We start from the raw sequence: 19,821 nt of genomic DNA, 5'->3' as shown, positions 1-19,821 counted from the left end.
GGGTCTCGGTGGGTCAGCGGTGCGCCGCGAAAGCGGCCTGGATCGTGGTCTGATCGGCGCCGGAGCGCAGCAGCGCCAGCAGAAGCAGCCGGGCCTTACGCGGCTCAAGCCGGCCGCCGTTGATCAGGCCACGGCCCAGGAGGTCGGTCTCGGAGCCCGGGCCGAAGTCGTAAGTGCCGGTAAGGACGCTCCCCGCCCCCGTCCTTGAGGTGAGGACGACCGGGAAGCGGGAGGCCAAGTTGCCCAGCCGCGGAGCCCACGTCCGGGGTACGTGGCCAGCGCCGAAGGCCGCGACGACCAGGCCGTCCAGGGAGCTCGCTGCGTCGAGGAAGGCGCCCTCACTTCCGAGCGTGGCTTCGATCACCTCGACGGAGGCGGGGCGGATCAGGGGCAGCTCGACGCGCGGCTGTCGCGGCAGGGCGAACTGGAACCGCGGCCGGCCTTCGATCAGGAATCCGACCGGGCCAGCCCCGGGCGAGGAGAAGGCCGACGGGCTGGTGCTGTGAATCTTCTGGACGTGGCGGGCGGCGTGCAGTTCGTCGGCGAAGGCGACGAGGACACCCATCTCGCGCGCTTCGGGGCTGACGGCGGTGCGCACCGCGGCGAGGACGTTGGCCGGACCGTCGGCCCCGGCCATCTGCGCGTGGCGCATGGCGCCGGTAACCACGACGGGCGCCGCCCCCTCGTACAGCAGGTCGAGAAGGTAGGCAACCTCCTCCAGGGTGTCGGTCCCTTGGGTGATCACAAATCCGGTCGTCCCTTCCGCGGCCTGCTTGTTGAGCAGCTCGGCGACAGCGGCGATGTCGTCGATCTCCAGCCACGCTCCGGGGATCTTTCGGAAGTCCCGCAGCTCCAGCTCGGCCTCCTCGGCGAGCTCCGGAACCGCGGCGACGAGGTCCTCGGCGGTCAACCGGGGCGCTACGCCGCCGTGTCCTGCTCCCGGGGCCGCCATCGCGATAGTGCCGCCAAGGGAGAGAACCAGAGCGGAGGGGAGCTGGGCCCTAGGGCTGGGGTCCATGAGGGCTACCTTTCGAAGAAGCGGATCAAGGAGTGCGGAAGCAGCGTCGGACTTCTCAGCGGTCCGGGGCAAGAGAGGCGAGGAAGGCGAACACCTCGTCGAGGGATTCCGCGGTCAGGTGCCGGCTGCGCGGGCGGACGATGCTCGCCGTGCCGCATTCGCGCATCTCACGGGACCGCTCGACCAGCCACACCCAGTCGATGTCCAGGTATCCGGCCATGGAGCGGAGCCGGACTTCCGGGTCGGGGCCCTGCATCACGCTGTGCTCCCGCGCTTCGCCGAGGGCCTCGCTGTACTCCCGCAGGGCTGGCCGCCGTGTGACGGTGTCGACAGCCCAGATCTCCTCGTCTGTCCGCGCCCAGTTGGCCACCACGGCTCGCTGCCCCGGGACCAAGGCGAAGCCGTCGACGTGGGAGTACTCAGGCTTGGACAGCACATCCACACGAACCCCGTGCAGTTCCATTAGCGCGATGGCCAGCAGCAGAAGGATCCGCTCGTACCTGCCGCTGCGGCTCACCTCGGTCTCGGGAATGCAGAAGGCGCGGGAGAGCGGGGCGGAGCCGGCATAGCGCGCCGAGATGGTCTGGAGGTAGTCAGTCTTGTGCCTGAGCCACAGCCACGCGGCGGCTTGCTCGCCCGTCTGCTCACGGGTCCAGAACGCCGGGGGTTCCGTCAGGCCCTCCAGCCGCCGCATGATGTGGCGGGCACAGTAGGTGGATCCGAGCCATTGGGCACCTGCCTTCGTGAGGTCAGGAACGGTCCTGCGACTGGGAGCCGATCGCGGGAGATCGAGGTACGTCTCCAGTACCTTCTGCTCCTGCTCAAGAGCGAAGTCGTCGGCCAGGAGTCCGTCGTCCAACTGCACGAGGGACCACACCAAGCCGTACGTGAGGTCATCCAGTAAGTGACCCTTCGGCAGGGCTAACGCGCCTTGCCCGGCCGATGCCGCTCTGTCACGGCGGGCGATCGCGGCGTCGACGACGAAGAGCTGCGGCGACTCCCGGTCGTCAACGCCGATGAGGAAGCCGCGACGGGCTGGTCGGAGGAATTCGTACAACGCTCCCGCGTCGCCAGCGTCGAGGTGGGCGAGGCAACCGTCACCAGTGGCGGCGCGGAAGGCGACAGCCGCTGTCGTGCCGTCCAGTGTCTGCCGACCGGCCAGTTCCCACCCGCCGACCGTTTCACCGGGCGCCATGAAGAACCGGCTCGTGGGCCACTGCTCTGCGACGAACACGGAGGCGCGCAGAGCCTCGCCCTCGGGCACAGAAGCGCTTGATGGGATGAGAGCCGGTGCTGGGCTGAACAGATCGGCTGCCGGGACCTTGAAGAGATGTTCGAGGATCAGAGCGGTGTCGGGCCAGGGCCGTCCATACCAGTCGCCCTTCGCCCACCGGTGGAAACTCTTCCGCGACACCGTGACACTGGCCAGCCTCGGTTTGCCCAGCTCCCCCGCCAGATCACGGGCTGCGCGCTCGAACTGAAGACAGAACGCGCTCCACTGGTCCCACCGGCGCTCCACGAGCATGACGTGGAACAAGCTGGGGTGGGGCATCAACACGGCCCTCCTCGAACAGCTACGGAGCGCGGCTCTCACGGTGGAGCGGACACATCCCACACGGCGCGACACCAACAACACAGATCGTGACCTCGGTCAGGATGCTCCTCCATCTGTGTCCTGCGCAACACAACCTAGAAATTTTCTTCATAGAATTGGTTGTCGCAAGCCGGACCGACCGCCACACTGGCCACCATGGCGGATGCGAACGAGGCCCCCTGGTCACTCACGCACAGCGAAGTGGGCAGTCGGCTGGAGGAGTTGAGAGAGCGCCGCGACCTGACGCAGGGCGCGACCGTCGAACTCCTCATGCGAGAACGCAGCATCAGGACCAACGTCTCCACGTTGAGCAAGATCGAGAACGGCAGGCAGAAGACACTGCCGAGCGACCTCGTAGAGGGCCTGCTCGACCTGTACGGGGCCGAACCCGAGACGCGACGGTATGTGCTCGGCTTGCTGAGCGTGGACACGACTCCAGCCGGTCGCCGACGTCGGCCGGCGCTTTGGCGACGCCACGCAGCGCTACTCGGACCGATGAAGTTCGAGGGGTACCTCCAACTGGAGCGGCGCGCGTCGCGGATCCGGAACTATCAACCGCACCTGACGCCGGGTCTTGTCCAAACTGATCTCTACGCACGACATGCCATCGCGAGCATGCGCCCCGAACTCAGTGCAGCGGATGTCCGCGGTCTCGTCGACGTCCGTATGGATCGGCAACAGCAGGTCTTCGGCGGGAGTCCGCTTCGCGAGTTCCAGGCATTGCTCGAACAGGGGGCGTTGCGTCGCAAGGTGGGCGACGAAGAGGTCCGGCACGGGCAGCTCGAGCGCCTCCTGCGTGTGTCGCAGGAGGAGAAGATTGAAATCCGCGTGCTGCCGGACAGTATCGGGAGCCACCCAGGCCTTGCTGGGCCGTTCGTTCTAATGGGGTTCGACGAGGCGTCCAGGGACGTTGTCTGGTGCGAGCTCGCGAAGAGGTCGGTCTACTTCGACCAACCCGATGACGTGGCCTACTACGACGAGGTATTCACCGATCTATGGAAGCGGGCTCTGAGCCCTGCTGACACGCGCGTCCTCATCGAGGAAATGATCAAGGAGAAGTAGTGAGCAAGAGCAAGCCCGCCCCCTCCGAGTTCGACCTGTCGGCCGTGGAGTGGGTGGTGTCCTCGCACAGCGGTGGCGGGGGCGACTGCGTCAGGGTCGGCACGCAGGACGGGTTCGTCCTGGTGGGCGATTCGAAGAACCCGGATCGCCTCCCGCACGTCTACACCCCCGGCGAGGCCAAGGCCTGGCTGCTGGGGGCGAAGGACGGTGAGTTCGACTTCCTGCTCGGCTTGTAGACCCCAACTTCCAGGCGATCACGCTACAAATCGGACGCTGAGAAGGTCGACGCAGAACTGTGGCGACAGCGGCGGGCTCGTTCCGGTCGGGCGACCCGCCGCTTTGGTGTGTTCGATAGCGATAGGGGTCGTCTTGTTGGTCGGGCCGCCCCCCAGGCCCCGGCGCCGACGGTCCTGAGGGAGAAAGGCCGTTCATGCTGCACGGCAGGACTGACTAACGGGAGCCCATGCGCGGCGAAATTTCAGGACTCGCGCAGTCTAGATAATGGCTGGCGCCTCGGCTGGCCGGCGAAGCGAATTCGTGAAGAGCCGCCGGGCCTCGGCAGCATTTGATCGCGCAGCCCCTGATAGGGCATTTCGCAGACTCCTGGAAATCACGGCTGAAGATTCGCTGGTGATGAGCCATCCGGCGAGAGAGGGTACTCGCTCGGCCTTCCGCTCTAGAGCGTACGTAGTGTGGCCGCCGAGGGTCGCCACACTACGGATGAGTCGAAAGTTCTGCTGCTGGTAGTACGCGGCGAGGGCTGCAGAGCTGCAGTCGCGGCGGACGTGGCTGATGCCTGCACGGGCTGCGTGGTCGACGGCCCAATCGGCAATGAGTGTGCCGAGTTTGCGGTGCCGTACAGCGGGGTCGGTGACGGTGCCGTTCAGATAGTAGGCAGTCTCGGCCGCTTCGTCGGCGGTCCAGGTCCAGGGTGCCGCGGTTCGGAGGACCGTAGTGCAGCCCAGGATCCGGTCGTCTTCGGTGAGGACCCACATCTCGCTCGGGTGCCTGGTGCAGTTGCCGGCCAGCTCGTGGACGTGTTTTCCCCAGCTGCGCCAGCTCGGGAGCTGCTTGTCCTTCATCCAGTCGGAGCGGGCCTGGATCATCAGGGCGAGGCGGGGTTGGTCTTCCGGCGTAGCCGGGCGCATTGCGAGCATGCGGTCCGCTCCTGTGTGTGCTCGTCCACGAGCGGGTCAACAAGTTGATGTGCTGGGCGGAACCTTAAAGGCCTACTTCCTGGTAGCTACAACTTTCCCGCCAGAGCACTTCGAAACGCTTGATGAACCATGCCGGTACGTGGAGGGATGCCCGGAAAGCGCTCTTAACAGGCAGGTCCCAACCCGGCTGAAGTCCGCTCAGGCCGCGGTAGGCACGGCTCGGCGCAGCCCGTCGGCGAGGCGCTGGGCGAGGACGGCGGCCTGGTGGGCGCCAGCCGGCCCAGGGGTGGCCTCGATGGCGCGGATGAATGCGGATCCGACAATGACCGCGTCGGCGTAGGAGCCGACGCAGGCCGCCTGCTCCGGGGTGGAGACGCCGATGCCGACGCCGACGGGGAGGTTGGTGAGGGTGCGCAGGCGGCCGACGAAGGTGCGCAGGCCGGGGTGAAGTGGGCCTTGGCCTCCGGTGACGCCGGCCGTCGCAGGGGCGTAGACCATGCCGCTGGCGGCGGCGCACACGCGGGCCAGGCGTTGATCGGTGGCGTTCGGGGCGACGACGAACACGGCGTCCAAGTGGTGTTCGTGGGCGGCGCTCAACCAGTCGGTGGCCTCTTCGACGGGCAGGTCGGGGATGATCACGCCGGTCCCGCCAGCGGCAGCGAGTCGCTGGGCGAAACGGGAGGACCCGAAGTGGTGGATGGGCTGCCAGTAGCTCATAACGACCAGCGCGGTGTTGGAGGCAGCAGCGAGCTCGCGCACGGTGGTGAACAGGTGCTCGGTGCGGAAGCCAGCCCGGAGGGCCTGTGCGGCGGCGTGCTGGATGACCGGGCCGTCCATGAGGGGGTCGGTGTACGGCAGGCCGATCTCGATCACGTCGACTGTCGTCGACAAGAGATGCAGGGCGTCGAGGCTCTGCCCGAGCGTGGGGTAGCCGGCGGGGAGGTAGGCGGCGAGTGCGGCCCGGCCTTGTCCGCGAGCGTTGGCCAGGGCCTGACCCAGGCGGGATGGCGGTGCGTCGAGTGACGAAGGGGTGGGGTTCATAGTGCCCGTCCTGGGGCTCGATCGGCCGGCCGACGGTGGTCAGCCCGGCCCGGGGCTGCGAAGCAGGCGATGGAGGCCCTGCGAGGTGGGAGCTGGGCTCCGCGTGCGGGTACGCCGACGGCGGCCCGGGATCACAGGGGGCCGGGCCGCCGTTGCGTCGTCCTGAGCCTTCACGAGGTGTCGGCTCAGGCGCTGGTGGGCCGGGAGAGCTCGATTCGTCTCCGTCGGCCGGTGAGGGTCAGTCCAGTTGCATGGGCACGTTGATGTACTGGGCGGCGACCCAGCCCTTCTGGCCCTTGTGAGCCCCGGACTTGACGGTGACGTAGCCCCAGGCGCCCGGCTTGTCGTTGCGGCCCTTGTTGCACTGCCAGTACACGTCGGTGCCCTTGGAGAGCTGGCCGGTGGCGGTGTATCCGGTGCCCGGGCCGGTGCGGAACTTCACCGTTGTGTACACGTCGGTGTTGATCTTGATCTGGTGGGTGCAGGCGCCGCTGCCGACCGTCGCGGCGCTGGCGGTCGAGGCGGTGGCGACGGCGCCGCCGAGGAGCAGCGCGCCGGTGGATGCCACGGTCGCGGCTCGGCGGGTGAGGGTGTTCATGTGCGGCTCTTCCTGGTGTCGTCGGCCAGAATTCGCTCGGCCGCCTGTGCAAGGCTTCTTCACCGCGGTGCTCAGGCGGCGCGATGAAGGCGAGCGAGAAGGGAATCCGGAACCCGACAGGTTCGTCTTCGTTCCGGATTCGATCTTCTTGCTGAGCAGGGGAGTTGACCAGGCTCGGTTTATTCCGTGAAACCGCATTCCGGAACGGTGGTGTCAGGTAGAGGCCGTTCCGGGAATCGATATGCAGGAAGAGCTATTACAGGAAGCGGTATTTCCGAGAGCCCCGCGGCGGCGACGGTCAGGCTGTGGTGACGGAGACGGCGAGGGCCCCGATGACCATGTAGGGGCCGAAGGAGACGTGCGTGCGGCGGGCGCGGCGGGCCGTCAGCCGTGCTACCTCCGACACCGCGCCGACGACGAATCCCGCGGCTGCTCCCCAGAACAGGGCCGTCCAGCTGCTCCAGCCCAGGAGAGCCCCGATGGCCGGTGCGAGCTTGACGTCGCCGAGTCCCATGGCGCCGGAGAACGCCATGAGGAGGAAGACGGCGGTGAGCACGCCGGCGGCGGCCGCCGCGCGGCCCAGGCTGCCGGTCTCGCCGGCCAGCGCGGCCGCGGTGAGCAGGATGAGAGTCCCGCCGCAGGCGGGGAGGGTGAGCACGTCGGGAAGCCGTTGCACGGCGAGGTCGATCAGCGCGAGGGCGACACCGCACGCGGCGACCCAGTACTGGGCGGCGGCGAACCAGCCGCTCGCTGCGCCCGCTGCGACCACGGCGAACGCGGCGGCGGCCACCGTCTCCGGCACGAGGGCGCGCGGTCCGATCGCCTGTGCGCACGCCGGACAGCGTCCGGAGACGGGCAGTACGGGCAGCCGGCGTCCCAGGACGGCGCTGCCGCAGTGCGGGCAGGCACTGCGGGCGGACGCGGGCGCCGGGACCGAGCGGGCGAAGACCGCAGGGCGGGCCGCAGCACCGGCCAGGGCTCCGACGACGGCGGTCAGGGCAACGCTGAGGGCGGACAAGAGAGACTCCTACGTACACAGCCCGGCCTCACCGTGACGGGCCGGTCTGCTTCGACCTTACGGCTCGCTGCGACGACTCCCTCCAGCCCGCCTCCGTGAGTCCCTACACCGCGCCCGGTGAGGCCGCCGGGCTGCAGAACCCGAAGCGCCGGCTCATGCTCCCCGTCCGCTGGCGTCGAGAGTCTCCGCCAGGTTGAGCGCGGCCAGGACCTGCGCCTGGCCCTCGGCCGGCTGCAAGGTGCCGGCCGCGGTCGCCTCGGCGATCCGGGCCGCGTGTTCCAGTGCTGTGGCCACACCGGTCGGCTCCCGGTAGGTGGTCAGCCACTCGAATCCCGCGCGGAGCGCGGCCGCGAGGTCGCCACCGTGGTCCTCGGGGGCGTTCGTAGTTAACGCTCGGAGCCACAGGTCGGCATGGGACTGCACGATCGCGGCGAAGGGCCGGTAGTCGGTGACGGTGCCACACCGGCCGCCGGCGCCCTCGGGGCCGCGCCGCCCGGTCCAGCTGTTGGCCAGCCAACGGTGACGGTGGCAGACCTCCAGCCGGTAGTCCATCGGCCGGTCCCGTGCCCGGGTGCGGCGTTCGATGACGACGGTCGACGGTGCGGTGCATGTCGTGAGCTGGCGCAGGACCGGCACAGCGGTACCCCCTCCTGGTCGCGGTGAGGGTCCGATCATGGTCATGGAAGGGGGTGCGCCGTCGTCCACGATTGGACGCTACGGCTGTGACCCGGATCTCACTTTGCGGGCGGTGTTCCGCAGCCGGCCGGTCCCGGTGCGGGGTGCGGCGGTCATTTTCGGAAATCGGTCAGCGCGCGCCGGCGGATCCCGGTACGACGCGAAGGCGGCCGGGCTCGGAGCCCGGACCTGTGGGTGGCGTGGGAAGCAGCTGGTAGGGCTGCCACAGTGCGGGGGTTTGCTGGCTGCGCTCCCAGTGCGGGGCGCCGGTCAGGGCGACGATCCGGTGCACGGGGACGTGCAGCGGCAGGTGTCGGCCGCCGGGGTTGAGTGCGATGCCGGCGCTGTCGACGGCTTCGAGCGTCCCGAACAGGGTGGCCCACGAGTGCTGTTCAGCGTCACGGCCGCACAGCACGTCCAGGCGCAGCGCGCTCCAGCGCAGCCAGGGCGCCATCTCCTCCAGCTCGGCCAGGGCCTGTGGGCTGTCGGGAATCCAGCAGCCGTACCCGTCGCGTAGGGCGCTCGCGATGCGGTAGGTGCGTTCCTCGCCCGCTCCGTCGCGCCACGGCCGGTCGGCCGCACGCCGGGCGCGGCGCTGCTCGAGGACCTCGTCCGTCGGGGTAGACGGCTCGCGGTCGCCGTCGCCGGGCAGGAATGGGAACGCCTGCCGCAGCAGTGTCTCGGCTGCGGCCTGGTCTGCCGCGCCGCCGGTGACTGGGCCGCCGGCGGTGAACCGCGGCTCGTAGTGGGAGGGCTGGGCTGCCTGTTCTCGTTCCAGCTTCGCCACCAGGTGCGCCGGGGCAGCAACGACCGCCGCGTAGGACGGTCCGGCGGTGTCGCCGCCGCTCCAGGACACGTAGTCGTCGACCTCGCGGTGCCCGTGGGGGACGACCGGGCCCAGTACGGGGGAGGCGGCCAGGTAGGCGACCGGGGTGTCGCGGGTGCCGGTGAGCGGCCAGTCGCGTACCAGCAGCAGTCGCGCGGACATGGCGGCGGACTCCGCCTCGAACTCTTCCTCAAGGCGGGTGCACGCGGCTGTCACGGCCTGCGGCCACCACAGGGCCAGCTCGGCGTCCGCCCACGCTGCCGGGTCTGCGTGCCGGTCGCTGGGGGTGCGCGGCGGCACGGGCAGCCGGGTGACGTCCCGCACTCGGGCGCCCTTCAGCTCGTCCGCGACGGCGGCGCGGGCCAGGTCGGCGGACTGCTCGGCGCCACGGCCTCGCGAGCGGGCCGCAAGCCACACCCCGCATACCAGGGTCCACACGTCCAGGCGCGGTTCTGGCTCGTACATCCGGGCCCGCCGGCGCGAGAGGTTGCCGACCGCCGCGCCGATCTGGTCCAGCTCCCGGCGCTGGTCGGTGTCGGCGCAGCGTCGCACCGCGTCCCGGGCGCCGTTGTATGCCTCGACCTCAGGGCACTGGGCGGCGTACTCCTCCAGGAAGCCGCGGAACTGGGCTGCCAGCTGCTGCCAGGCGTCGGCGAGCACGGCGGCATCGGCGGCCAAAGTGGAGTCGGTGCGGGCGGTGTCCAGCCAGCGCCGGAACTGCTCGTCGTCACCCGGTGCCCACCGGGCGGCGTGCCGCGCGTACCCGAGCCAGGTCTGCGGCTCCCGGTCGGTCCGGCAGCGGTCCAGCTGGTCTTGGCGCTGGGCGGCGAAAGCGGCCGCCCGCCATAGGGCATCGGGCGCCTTCGGCAGGACGATGTCGCACTTCTTGCAGATCTGCGCGAAGACCTCGACGAGCGGATGAGTGGAGGCCTCGGCGGCCGGCTTGGCGAACCGGCAAGCGTCGGAACTGAAGCGGCGCAGGTCGGGGTGGGGGACGTGGAACTTCCCGCTGCGGCCGCCGGTCAGGGCCACCCGGATCGCGGCCAGGGCCGGCAGCTCGGTCCCGAGGGCGGCGAGCCCGCGGCCGGAGATCTCAGGGAAGGCCCGCCGCACCGCTCAGGCCCCCGTCGCCGGGGCCATGACCGGGCGCGTGCCCAGAGCTCCGCAGGCGCACGGCGGTGACCCGCCGTCCAGGTGGGCGGGGAAGATCTGCGCCCACGCCAGCAGCGAGGCGGTCCACAGACCACTCAGCAGCTCGTGCACCTCCTCCTCCGACGGGGTCCTGCCGGTGTCGCAGCGCAACATGGCTCGGGCCAGGGCGTGGACGGCGATGTTCACCATCGACTCGCGTTCCGTGCAGCTCTGGCGGAGCGGGTTCTCGCCCGCCAACGAGAGGCACCGGTACGCCTCCGCGAGCTCCTCGCGAGCCGTTTCGGTTTCGGCGGCGTCCATGGCAGGCAGGATGTCCGCGGCCAGGTCGCCGAGGAACACAGCAGTATGGGCGCCGGCCTCACCGCCGGTGTGCAGGGCGCGGGCGTCGAAGGCGAGCAGGGCCCGCCGCAGAAGGTCTTGGACAGCTTGCGGGGCGGGGGCGGTCGTCACGGGGAAAGCGTACGGGCTGCGCTGCGCCGGCCCGGGGCGTTCTCGGTTGCTCACCCTCCCGAGTGCCGTGACCTGTACGGGCTTTGCAGCCCGTCACGCCCTGATCCGCGGCGGCAACAGCACCTTCTCGGCCAATGCGGGTGGGAAACAGGGCAGGAAGAGCGGCTCTGGCGTGCTGCTTGCCCGGTCCGCTCCATGATCTGGCCTGGGCCAACTCGGCTCTGGGGACGGTGAGGAGCAGCGGTATGGGCGTGAGTGACAGCTATCTGTCCAGGGCGGAGGTCCAGCAGATTCTGGGCATCAACTCCTTCGGGCTGTGGCGCCTGGCACGCAAGTACGACGACTTCCCACAGCCGACCGAGCCGCCGTACAACCCGTTCGCGGGGTTCGGCGAGAAGAAGGAGCCCGAGGAGGTCTGGGACGGCACCCAGGTCTACCGATGGGCGGCGGACACCCCCGAGTTCACCCACCGCGGCGCCGTCCTGCTGCGCCCGCGGGAGCAGGACCTGCCGGCCGGCCGGTGGGCCGGATTCCAGGACACGGTGCGCGGGCCAGCGCTCGACTGGCACACCGCCGTGGGCACGATCCGCGTCGTGCACTGCGACGATCGAAGGGTCGCCACCGACGTCGCCTCCGCCCTTGCCGCCTCCGGCAACCCGGACAGTGTGGTGACCGTCTGCGCCCTGTACGGGGACATGAGTTTCCGCGGGCCGTCCCTGGTCGCCTCCGACACCGCGCACCCGGGCATCGAGTACGAAGCCGACTGGGGCGACGTCGCCGCACTCGCCGGGCAGGATCTGCCCTGGTGGCCTCACCTGCTGCGCCTGCCCCAGCTGATCCGTGAGTGGCAGCCCGGCGCTCCGGCGGCCGTCGTGGAGGTGCCGCCCAACGCCAACGAGAAGATCTTGCGCCGCGCAGCGCGCAATGACGCCTTCGACGTCACCTCACACCTGGCCGCGACGGACATGGCCAACGACATCCGTAACGAGCGCATCGACCACACCACGCACGACAACGAGATCTTCGGCAAGGAGGGATACGGCGAAACCCGCAATCCCGTTGCCATCGCCGCCGTACCCGACCGCAGCCACCACCCCCTGCCCGTCGGGGGCGAGCGCCAGATCCTCAAGGCCGGCTGGAGCAAGCTCGCCCTGAGCAATCACCCGGAAGCCGTCGCGGCCCTCGAAGTCGCCGTCGGCCGCGAGCCGGCCCTGCTGCCGTTCGGCGCGCTCGCCGAGGTGCCGGTGAGCACCGGCACCATCAGCGACCGGTGGACCCGTCGGCTCACCATGTGCGACCCGACCGCCGCCCACGTCGTCCTCGCCCAGGGCAAGAAGGCGGACGCGTTCTTCATCGACCCGCTCACCGACATGCCCGTCCTGCGTACCCCCGACGACGGAGGGAGGCCGGTGTGGCGCTTCTACGCCCCGCTGTCCCTTCCGGCCGGCGGCGCGGAACTCACCTCGGTCGTGCTGCACCACACGGTGTGGGTCCTGACGAGCGACGACCACGTCCACCCCGCCCCGTGCACACCCTCCGAGCACCTGTGGTGGGGCAACGGAGGGGGCGACCGTCCCAGCGAAGCCGCGATGGTCATCGACGCGCTCCTGGACGACCTCGGCGCCACCCTCAACCTCCGCGAGCACTGGAAGGCGCCCAAGGGCCTGACCGCACTCCTCAACGAGGACCACAGGCAGGGCAGCGAACTCACCCGCAGCACCCTGCTGCACGCCCGGATGACCCCGCCGCGTACCAACTGAAACACCCACACCGATGGGTGCGGCCGCGTGCAAGACCGCACCCATCCACCACCTCGACACGGCCACACAGGCACTCTTCGCCCGCGTCACGTGACGAACAACCCGCCATGCAGTTGAACCGGCGAGAGATCCACCTCTTCGACACAGGCAGGCATGATGGGGAAAAGGGCGCAGCAGAAGCGGGCGGCCAAGCACGCGAAGCAGGCGAAGCAGCGCACGGCCGCAGCATCGCGGAACACCGCCGTCTTCAACGCGCTGGCGGCGCAGATGCCATGTCTGACCTCCATGGACGACTACGAGCCGATGAGCACGCCGTGGGGTGACTTCACCGACTCCTTCGCGACGGTCGCCGAAGCGCTCGCAGCGGCGGAGGAAGCCGGCGGTCTGCTGTCGTGCTTCGCGTTCGACGACTCCGGTGAGTACGAGCGGGGCTTGCGCCGGGGCGAGGACGGCTGGCGGTACGAGGTGACGCTGTACCCGCGGGGCTACCTACGGGAGCTGGTGAAGACGTCCTGGCTGAGCGCCGAGGACCGGGACCAGGCCGTTGAGCAGCTGCGCCGGGCACTGTCCGAGTACGTGCCCCCAGGGCTGCGCCGCCCCGACCTTGAGGTCGTACAGCGGCCGTCGACCACCAGCGTGCCCCGCGTCGGCTGGACACAGAGTGTGCCCGTGGCCGGGCTGGAGACCTGGGAGGACGTACGGCTCGCGGAGAAGGACCTGCCGCTGTTCGCCCTCCCACCGCTCGCTGATGGACCCGGCGGCGTCTGCGACCCTCTGCCGGCAGAGATCTTCACCCTGTTCCAGGCACAAGGTCTGGACGCGCACAGCTGCGCCGGCTGCGGTATGCCGGTCACCAACCGGCACCCGCACTGGCCGGACGTGTGGGTCAGCGTGGAGAACGAGTTCGGGCCGTCCTGCGAACGCTCGCTCCTGACCGGAATGGACTCGCCGCAGAGGGTGCCGCACGTCGTCGACGCGACCCAGGCACGGCCCGCCAGGCGGCCGACCGGCAAGGAACAGAAGGTCCAGTGCCGGCACTGCGCCGCGCATGTGACCGAGCAGCATCCCGACTGGCCCGGCGTGTGGACCGAGGCCGGCGGAGACAGTTCGCCGGTCTACGCGGTGGTCGGCTCCGGATGCGGCGACGCGCAGTCGTACGACCTTGTCGACTGCGTCTATCCGCACATCCCGGCCGGCGGAGACAGCCCGGCCGCCGCAGCCATCGCCGCAGCCCAGCAGACGGGCTACTTCCACCAGCCCCGGCCCGTCCTGTTCTGACCCGCAGCGCGCCAGGGCCCCGAACGGGGCCTCGTGGAGTGAGGCACCGCCTATGCGCGGGCATGTCCCGGTGACGTGCCCGCGCCATCAGGCCGCGCAGGCTGGCGAAGCACCCGGAACCTAGACCTCCCCCGAGGTCATGTCGTCACGAATTCGCAGGAAGCGCACGGGGTGCCGGTACGTTCCCAGGTCCACAGCGGTATCGACATCGATCTCGGCGACGAGGTCGGGTACGACGGTCTGGAAGATGAGCGGCTCGGAGGCGCCCCACCCGGCGGAGAAGCGACGGCCGTACCAGGGGTGCTCCTGCCCGGCGGGGCGCAGTGCGACGCCCAGTTCGGCTGACGCGGGCCGGGACAGCGGTGTGGAGCGGGCGATCAGCTGGAGCCGGCCGGCGGGGTCGAGACGGCCGAACAGGAGGCTCTTCGGAGCGTGAACGGTTCCGGTGACCGCTCCGATGATCCCCTCCGCCGTAGTGCGCGTCCGCAGCTTCTGCCACCCGCGCTCTCCGGGCCGGTACCGGGAGCCCGGATCCTTGATCATGACGCCCTCGACGCCAACCGTGCCCCAGGCCGGGTCCAGCCAGGACAACGCGGTCTCCCGGTCTGAGGTCTGCGGGCACAGGGCCCAGGGGGCGGCCAGCCGGCGCGAGGTGAAGAGGTCCTCGAGCGCAGCCCTGCGCCGGTGAAGGGGTTCGCCCAGGAGGACGGTTCCGGCGACTTCCAGGAGGTCGAAGACGATCAAGTGGGCGGGCTCCTGGCGGGCGGCGTGCTCCGCGGTGGCTCCCCGGCGGCGGGCTCGCCGCTGAAGGGCGGAGAAATCGAGCCCGTGCTCGCTCCACACCACCAGCTCCGCGTCCAGGACCGCCTCCACACCCAGGGCGGCCGCGGCCCGGACGACCTCCGGGAACGCCGGCCCGAGGTCCGCGCCACGCCGGGACTGGATGTAGGGCGTCGGGCGGGCGAAGACGAGGGCTCGGTAACCGTCCGCCTTCTGTTCGAACAGCGGCGGCCTTGATCCGGCGCGCGGCAGCGCGGTCACGGAGCGGGCCAGCATGGGCTCGACGGGCGGCGAGAGGTGCACCCTCCACTCCTACGCGATCCGCCCCCCGCCCGCCCTTCGGCCGGCGGCCGGGACTCGGTGCCGATACGGCCGGATGCGCCTGCTGCTGGCTCAGGCGTGGCTGAGGATGACCAGCAGCGCGGTGCCCTCGGCAAGCACCTGGACGGTGAGCGCCGCCTGCCGCATCCGTACGGCCGGCGCGGCCAGTGCGACAAGCAGCGCCACCGTGCCGACGCCCGCACTCCCCTCGAACACCCAGCTGGGCAGGCCGGGGGTGCACTGCTCGCCGTAGGTCACGCACCGGGAGGCCTGCTCCGAGGCCAGCGTCAGGATCCCGGTCACCATGGCCGCCGGCACGAACAGGAGTGCGGCCAGGGCGGCCCACAGTCGTGTGCGCTCCCTCGGGGCCGGAGACTGCACAAGGGGAGCGGAAGCGGGTGCGGAGGCGTTCATGCCCCCATCCAAGGTGGGCGGTCGGCGCCGCACAGCCGATCGGCTACTCAGATCTCGGGCGTCACGTACTCAGACATGCGGTCCTGCCCCTTCTGTACACCTCCCTCGCGACCCTGGATGGCCGAACAATGATGTCCGGAACTCGCATGTTCGAATTAATGTTCGATACAGTCGAGAGTGGCTGGATCGGTTGGTACGGGTTTGGGGGTATCTGGGCGGAGGGTGTCATGCGAGGAGGCGTCCCACACCTACACGTCAGCAGTGGGTTTTCGGCCCGCTACGGCGCCTCGCACCCGCGCGACATCATCGCCCGAGCCGCCGAACGCGCGATCGGGACGGTGGCGTTGACCGACCGCGACATGGTCACCGGAACGGTGCGCTTCGCGAAGGCCGCCGCGGCCGCCGGAGTGAAGCCTGTATTCGGCGTCGATCTCGGCGTCGCCGCCCATGTCCCACCGGCCGAGGTACGCCACCGGGCCCCAGTACGCGGCGGCGCCCATGTTGCGGAGGCTTCCTTCCGGGCCACGTTCCTGGCCCAGGATGCGAGCGGGTGGGCGCGGCTGTGCCGGATGGTGTCCTGCGCGCACGCCGAAGCCTTCCCCGCAGGCAGGCCGCCGACAGCGTCGTGGGAGATGCTCGCCCAGCACGCCGGCGATGGCCTGACGGTGCTGCTCGGTCCCGCATCGGAGCCCCTGCGGGCCCTCGCCGCCGGCCGCCCGGACGTCGCCGAACGACTCCTCGCCCCATGGCGGCAGGTCGCCGGCGACGGACTGCGGCTGGAGATCGTGTGCTGGGGCCTGTCCGGCACCGGCCCGGGCTCTGTCCGCCTCGCCGCGCACACCCTGACGCTCGCCGACCGCCTTGCCATTCCGGCCGTTCTGACCAACGCCGTCCGCTACGCCGACCAGGACCAGCACAGGATCGCGGACGTGCTGGACGCGGCCCGGCTGCTGCGGCCCATCGACCGGCGGCGCCTGGACTGCGGTGAGCGCTGGCTCAAGGACGGGCCCGCGATGACCGAGATCGCCGGGCGGGTGGCGGCCGCCGCCGGGGCGGACCGACGCCGCGCCGAGCGGCTGATCGCCGATACCGCCCTGGTCGCGGACGCGTGCGACGTCGACCCGGCCCGGGACCTGGGGCTCGGGGTGCCGCACTTCCCCGAGCCCTCCGTGGTCGGCGCCGAGCCGGGGCCTGACGGGGCCATGCGGCTGCTGCGGCAGCGGTGCGAGAGCGGCATGGTCGCCCGCAGCCTCGACATCGACCAGCGCGCGATGGACCAGCTCGACTACGAGCTCGGCATCATCGGCCGCCTGCACTTCGAGCCGTACTTCCTTGCCGTGGCCCAAGTCGTCGCCGATGTGCGGGACATGGGCATCCGGGTCGCAGCCCGCGGCTCCGGCGCCGGCTCCATGGTCAACCACAGCCTGTTCGTCGCCACCGCGAACCCGCTGGAACACGGGCTGCTCTTCGAACGCTTCCTGTCCGAGCGGCGGACGTCGCTGCCGGACATCGACGTCGACGTCGAGTCCGCGCGCCGCCTGGAGGTCTACGACCGGATCATCGACCGCTTCGGACGGCAGAGGGTCGCGGTCACGGGCATGCCCGAGACCTACCGCGCCCGGCACGCCCTCCGGGATGCCGGCCTCGCGCTCGGGCTGGCGCCGGCCACCGTGGACCGGATCGCGAAGTCCTTCCCGCACATCCGCGCCTGCGACATCCGCTCGGCCCTAACCGAGCTCCCCGAGCTGCGGCAACTCGCTGCTGAGGCGGAGCAGTTCGGGCCGCTATGGGAGCTCGCCGAAGGACTGGACGCTCTGCCGCGCGGAATCGCCATGCACCCGTGCGGGGTGATCCTCTCCAACGTGAGCCTCCTGGACCGGCTGCCGGTGCAGCCCACGCCGGGCGGCGAGTACCCGATGCTCCAGGCGGACAAAGAGGACGTGGAGGACATGGGCCTGCTCAAGCTGGACGTCCTGGGGGTCCGGATGCAGTCCGCCATGGCTCACGCGGTGAAGGAGATCCGCCGCACGACCGGCCGGGCGATCGACCTCGACAACGCCGACCACGTCCCGCTCGACGACCGGTTCGCTTTCGCGCTCATCCAGAACTCCGACACGGTCGGGATGTTCCAGCTCGAGTCGCCCGGCCAGCAAGATCTGGTCGGCCGGCTCCAGCCCCGCGGCCCGCAGGACGTGATCGCGGACATCTCCCTGTTCCGCCCGGGTCCGGTCCAGGGCGGCATGCCCGCCCTCTTCATCGCCGCCCGCCACGGCGCCGCACCCGTCTACCCGCACCCCGACCTGGAACCGGTCCTGCGCGATACGTACGGGGTGACGATCTGGCACGAACAAATAATCGACATCCTGGCGGTCATGACCGGCTGCGACCGCGCGCTGGCCGAAGTCGCCCGCCGCGCCCTCAGCGACGAGCAGCGCCTGGCGAGGGTCGAGGCTTGGTTCCGGCAGCTCGCCGGGGCCCGCGGCTACAGCCCGACCGTGCTGGACAACGTCTGGGAGATCGTCTCGTCGTTCGGGGCATACGGATTTTGCCGGGCCCACGCGGTGGCGTTCGCCGTACCGGCGCTGCAGTCCGCGTGGCTCAAGGCCCATCACCCCGCCGCGCTCTACGCCGGGCTGCTCGAGCACGACCCGGGCATGTGGCCGGCCCGGGTGATCGTCGCCGACGCCCGCCGCCATGACGTTCCCGTCCTGCCCGTCGACATCAACCTGTCGCAGCCGCAGTACACGGTCGAGCAGACCGCATCCGGCTGGGGCGTGCGGATCTCCCTCGCCTCCGTGCACGGCATCTCGGACGACGAGGTCACGAGAATCGCCGAGGGCCAGCCCTTCACCTCCCTGCAGGACCTCTACGCCCGTGCTCACCCCAAGCTCCCGACGGTCGAGCGGCTCATCCGCATCGGCGCCCTCGACCCGCTCAAGGGGGAGGCGTCGCGGCGGGACCTGCTGCTGCAGGCGACCGAGCTCCACCGCCAGACCCGCAGCCGGCCGGGCGTCGGCCAGCTGCAGCTGGACACCCCGCTCGATGCCGCCGGCCCGTCCGGGCTGCGGGAGATGACCGCCCGCGAGCGGCTGGAGGCGGAGCTCGGCGTCCTGAAGATCGACGTCTCCCGGCACCTGATGGAGGACCACCACCGGCTGCTGCGCGAGATCGGCGCCACCGACGCCAAGCACCTGCGCGCCATGCATCCCGGACAGCGCGTCCTTGTCGCCGGCGTCCGAGCATCCACCCAGACTCCGCCGATCGCGTCCGGGAGGCGCATCATCTTCGTCACCCTCGAAGACGGCTCCGGCCTCGTCGACCTCGCCTTCTTCGAGGACTCCCACGAACGGTGCGCGCACACGATCTTCCACCACGGCCTACTCCTGGTCAGGGGCAAGATCGAAGCCCGCGGACCGAGGCGCACCGTGGTCGGCGAGATGGCCTGGGATCTTGACGAGCTCGCCGCCGCCCGCGCCACCCACGGGCCGCAAGCCGTCCTTGAGCTCCTGGGCCAGGCCCCCGCGCCCACCCCCGCACAGGCCAGCCCGTCGCGGACGATCCCCGTCGGCACCGCGGGCGCTCTCATGCACCCCTGGAGCGATCTTCAGCCCGCCGGAAGCCGATCAGCCGACCTCACCCGCTTCGGGCACAAGAGCCAAGGGAGCGCCGGATGACCCCTGCCAGGAACCCGCGGCCGCGCGCGATTCTGCGGATCCACTTCCATCCCGTGGAGCGCAACGACGAGCTGTACGGACACCTGCTCACCGTGCTGGACGGCATCAGCCCCCGCATCGAGCCGCTGCCCGCCGACTGGTCCGCATACGTCGACCTCACCGGCGCCCTCACCTTCTGGGACCGCGATGTCGAAGGCCTCATCGCCGTGCTCCGCCTGCGCCTGCTCGCGCTCCACGGCGTCCAGAGCTCGGCCGGCGCCGGTCCCACGCGCGGTATCGCGGCGATGGCCGCGGACGCCACCCCGCCCGGCGCCGCCACGGTGGTCGTCGACGACCCGTACGAGATTGCTGCGTTCCTCCGCCCGAAGCCGGCCGCCGCCCTGCCCGGCATCGGCCCCAAGACGGCCCGCACCCTCGCCCGCTACGGCATCACCACCGTCGGCGACATCGCCGACACCCCGCTCACCACGCTCCAGCGAATCCTCGGCACCGGACCGGCCCGGCAAGCCCACGACTTCGCCCACGGCCGCGACGAGCGCCCCGTCGTCCCGGGCGCCGCCCCCAAGACCATGAGCGCCGGACACCGGTTCGACGGCGACGAGCTCGACCCTGACCGGCACCACCGCACGGTCCTCGGCCTGGTCCAGGAGCTCGGCGCCCGGCTGCGCACGGCCGGCGAGATCACCCAGGCCCTCACGCTCACCGTCACCTACGCCGACCGCACCCAGACCACCCGCACCCGCAGCCTCACCGAGCCGACTGCCCACACCCCCGCCCTGGCGGCCGCCGCCCGCGACCTCCTCGCCGGCCTCGGTCTCCAACGCGCCCGGGTCCGCGCGCTCGCCCTACGAGCGGAACGCCTTCGCCCCGCCGAGTACGCCGTCCACCAGCTCACGCTCGACGATCGCGACGAGAAACTTCTCCGCCTTGAGGCTGCCCTCGACAGGGCGCGCCGTCGCTACGGTCCCGGCATCGCAGGGGCGGCATCGACCTTCGGGTGACT

The 19,821-nt window shown here is 70.6% G+C and carries 17 protein-coding genes; 6 read left to right on the top strand and 11 right to left on the bottom strand.

Translation table 11 applies throughout. The features are described 5' to 3' along the window. Window positions 1-13: 13 nt before the first annotated feature. The gene (locus OG906_RS41710) at window positions 14-1,018 is read right to left on the bottom strand and encodes an asparaginase (RefSeq protein WP_212728751.1); all 1,005 of its coding nucleotides are present in this window, start codon (window positions 1,016-1,018) and stop codon (window positions 14-16) included. Window positions 1,019-1,073: 55 nt separating this feature from the next. Then, entirely contained in the window at window positions 1,074-2,570 is a 1,497-nt protein-coding gene (locus OG906_RS41705) for a transcriptional regulator, XRE family protein (protein WP_212728750.1), read from the bottom strand. 198 nt (window positions 2,571-2,768) lie between these two features. Here OG906_RS41705 and OG906_RS41700 point away from each other — a divergent pair, with 198 nt between their 5' ends. Together OG906_RS41700 and OG906_RS41695 are read left to right on the top strand one after the other, a co-directional pair. Further along, entirely contained in the window at window positions 2,769-3,674 is a 906-nt protein-coding gene (locus OG906_RS41700; RefSeq protein ID WP_006379119.1) for a helix-turn-helix domain-containing protein, read from the top strand. Beyond that, complete coding sequence (locus OG906_RS41695) at window positions 3,674-3,910, top strand: DUF397 domain-containing protein (protein ID WP_006379209.1); 237 nt, start codon at window positions 3,674-3,676, stop codon at window positions 3,908-3,910. The genes OG906_RS41700 and OG906_RS41695 overlap by 1 nt, the downstream gene beginning before the upstream one ends. Before the next feature lie 258 nt (window positions 3,911-4,168). Here OG906_RS41695 and OG906_RS41690 read toward each other — a convergent pair whose 3' ends face one another. The 7 genes from OG906_RS41690 to OG906_RS41660 form a co-directional block, all read right to left on the bottom strand. Continuing rightward, the gene (locus OG906_RS41690) at window positions 4,169-4,831 is read right to left on the bottom strand and encodes a GNAT family N-acetyltransferase (RefSeq protein ID WP_024127122.1); all 663 of its coding nucleotides are present in this window, start codon (window positions 4,829-4,831) and stop codon (window positions 4,169-4,171) included. A 198-nt stretch (window positions 4,832-5,029) separates the two neighbouring features. Beyond that, a complete protein-coding gene (gene trpA, locus OG906_RS41685; protein WP_329449032.1) occupies window positions 5,030-5,872 on the bottom strand; it encodes a tryptophan synthase subunit alpha in 843 nt (280 codons plus the stop codon). A 238-nt stretch (window positions 5,873-6,110) separates the two neighbouring features. Continuing rightward, entirely contained in the window at window positions 6,111-6,470 is a 360-nt protein-coding gene (locus OG906_RS41680) for an SH3 domain-containing protein (RefSeq protein ID WP_024127120.1), read from the bottom strand. Between the two features lie 298 nt (window positions 6,471-6,768). After that, complete coding sequence (locus OG906_RS41675) at window positions 6,769-7,488, bottom strand: prepilin peptidase (protein WP_200725445.1); 720 nt, start codon at window positions 7,486-7,488, stop codon at window positions 6,769-6,771. A 153-nt stretch (window positions 7,489-7,641) separates the two neighbouring features. Continuing rightward, entirely contained in the window at window positions 7,642-8,124 is a 483-nt protein-coding gene (locus OG906_RS41670) for a hypothetical protein (RefSeq protein WP_249938703.1), read from the bottom strand. 169 nt (window positions 8,125-8,293) lie between these two features. Next, entirely contained in the window at window positions 8,294-10,102 is a 1,809-nt protein-coding gene (locus OG906_RS41665; protein WP_329449033.1) for a hypothetical protein, read from the bottom strand. 3 nt (window positions 10,103-10,105) lie between these two features. Further along, window positions 10,106-10,591: a hypothetical protein gene (locus OG906_RS41660; RefSeq protein ID WP_329449034.1), complete on the bottom strand. Its 486-nt coding sequence runs from the start codon at window positions 10,589-10,591 to the stop codon at window positions 10,106-10,108. A gap of 245 nt (window positions 10,592-10,836) precedes the next feature. On the opposite strand from OG906_RS41660, the gene OG906_RS41655 reads away from it, so the two are divergent. Then, window positions 10,837-12,351 carry a hypothetical protein gene (locus tag OG906_RS41655; RefSeq protein ID WP_212728708.1) on the top strand — a complete coding sequence of 505 codons (1,515 nt, stop codon included), beginning with the start codon at window positions 10,837-10,839 and terminating at the stop codon, window positions 12,349-12,351. A gap of 153 nt (window positions 12,352-12,504) precedes the next feature. Next, window positions 12,505-13,629 carry a hypothetical protein gene (locus OG906_RS41650; RefSeq protein ID WP_329449035.1) on the top strand — a complete coding sequence of 375 codons (1,125 nt, stop codon included), beginning with the start codon at window positions 12,505-12,507 and terminating at the stop codon, window positions 13,627-13,629. A 120-nt stretch (window positions 13,630-13,749) separates the two neighbouring features. On the opposite strand, the gene OG906_RS41645 is transcribed toward OG906_RS41650, so the two are convergent. Together OG906_RS41645 and OG906_RS41640 are read right to left on the bottom strand one after the other, a co-directional pair. After that, window positions 13,750-14,712 (bottom strand): ATP-dependent DNA ligase, encoded by a 963-nt coding sequence (locus tag OG906_RS41645; RefSeq protein WP_329449036.1) that lies wholly within the window; start codon window positions 14,710-14,712, stop codon window positions 13,750-13,752. Between the two features lie 90 nt (window positions 14,713-14,802). Continuing rightward, on the bottom strand, window positions 14,803-15,144 hold the full coding sequence (locus OG906_RS41640) for a hypothetical protein (protein WP_329449037.1): 342 nt from the start codon (window positions 15,142-15,144) through the stop codon (window positions 14,803-14,805). Window positions 15,145-15,371: 227 nt separating this feature from the next. Here OG906_RS41640 and OG906_RS41635 point away from each other — a divergent pair, with 227 nt between their 5' ends. Next, entirely contained in the window at window positions 15,372-18,818 is a 3,447-nt protein-coding gene (locus tag OG906_RS41635; RefSeq protein WP_329449038.1) for a DNA polymerase III subunit alpha, read from the top strand. Further along, window positions 18,815-19,819 (top strand): DNA polymerase Y family protein, encoded by a 1,005-nt coding sequence (locus OG906_RS41630; RefSeq protein ID WP_200725437.1) that lies wholly within the window; start codon window positions 18,815-18,817, stop codon window positions 19,817-19,819. Before OG906_RS41635 ends, OG906_RS41630 begins: the two co-directional genes overlap by 4 nt. Window positions 19,820-19,821 lie beyond the last annotated feature (2 nt).

The organism is Streptomyces sp. NBC_01426 (assembly GCF_036231985.1).
Classification (GTDB): Bacteria; Actinomycetota; Actinomycetes; order Streptomycetales; family Streptomycetaceae; genus Streptomyces.
Note: the sequence above shows the minus strand (reverse complement) of the source record. Positions and strands in the feature narration are given on the sequence as shown.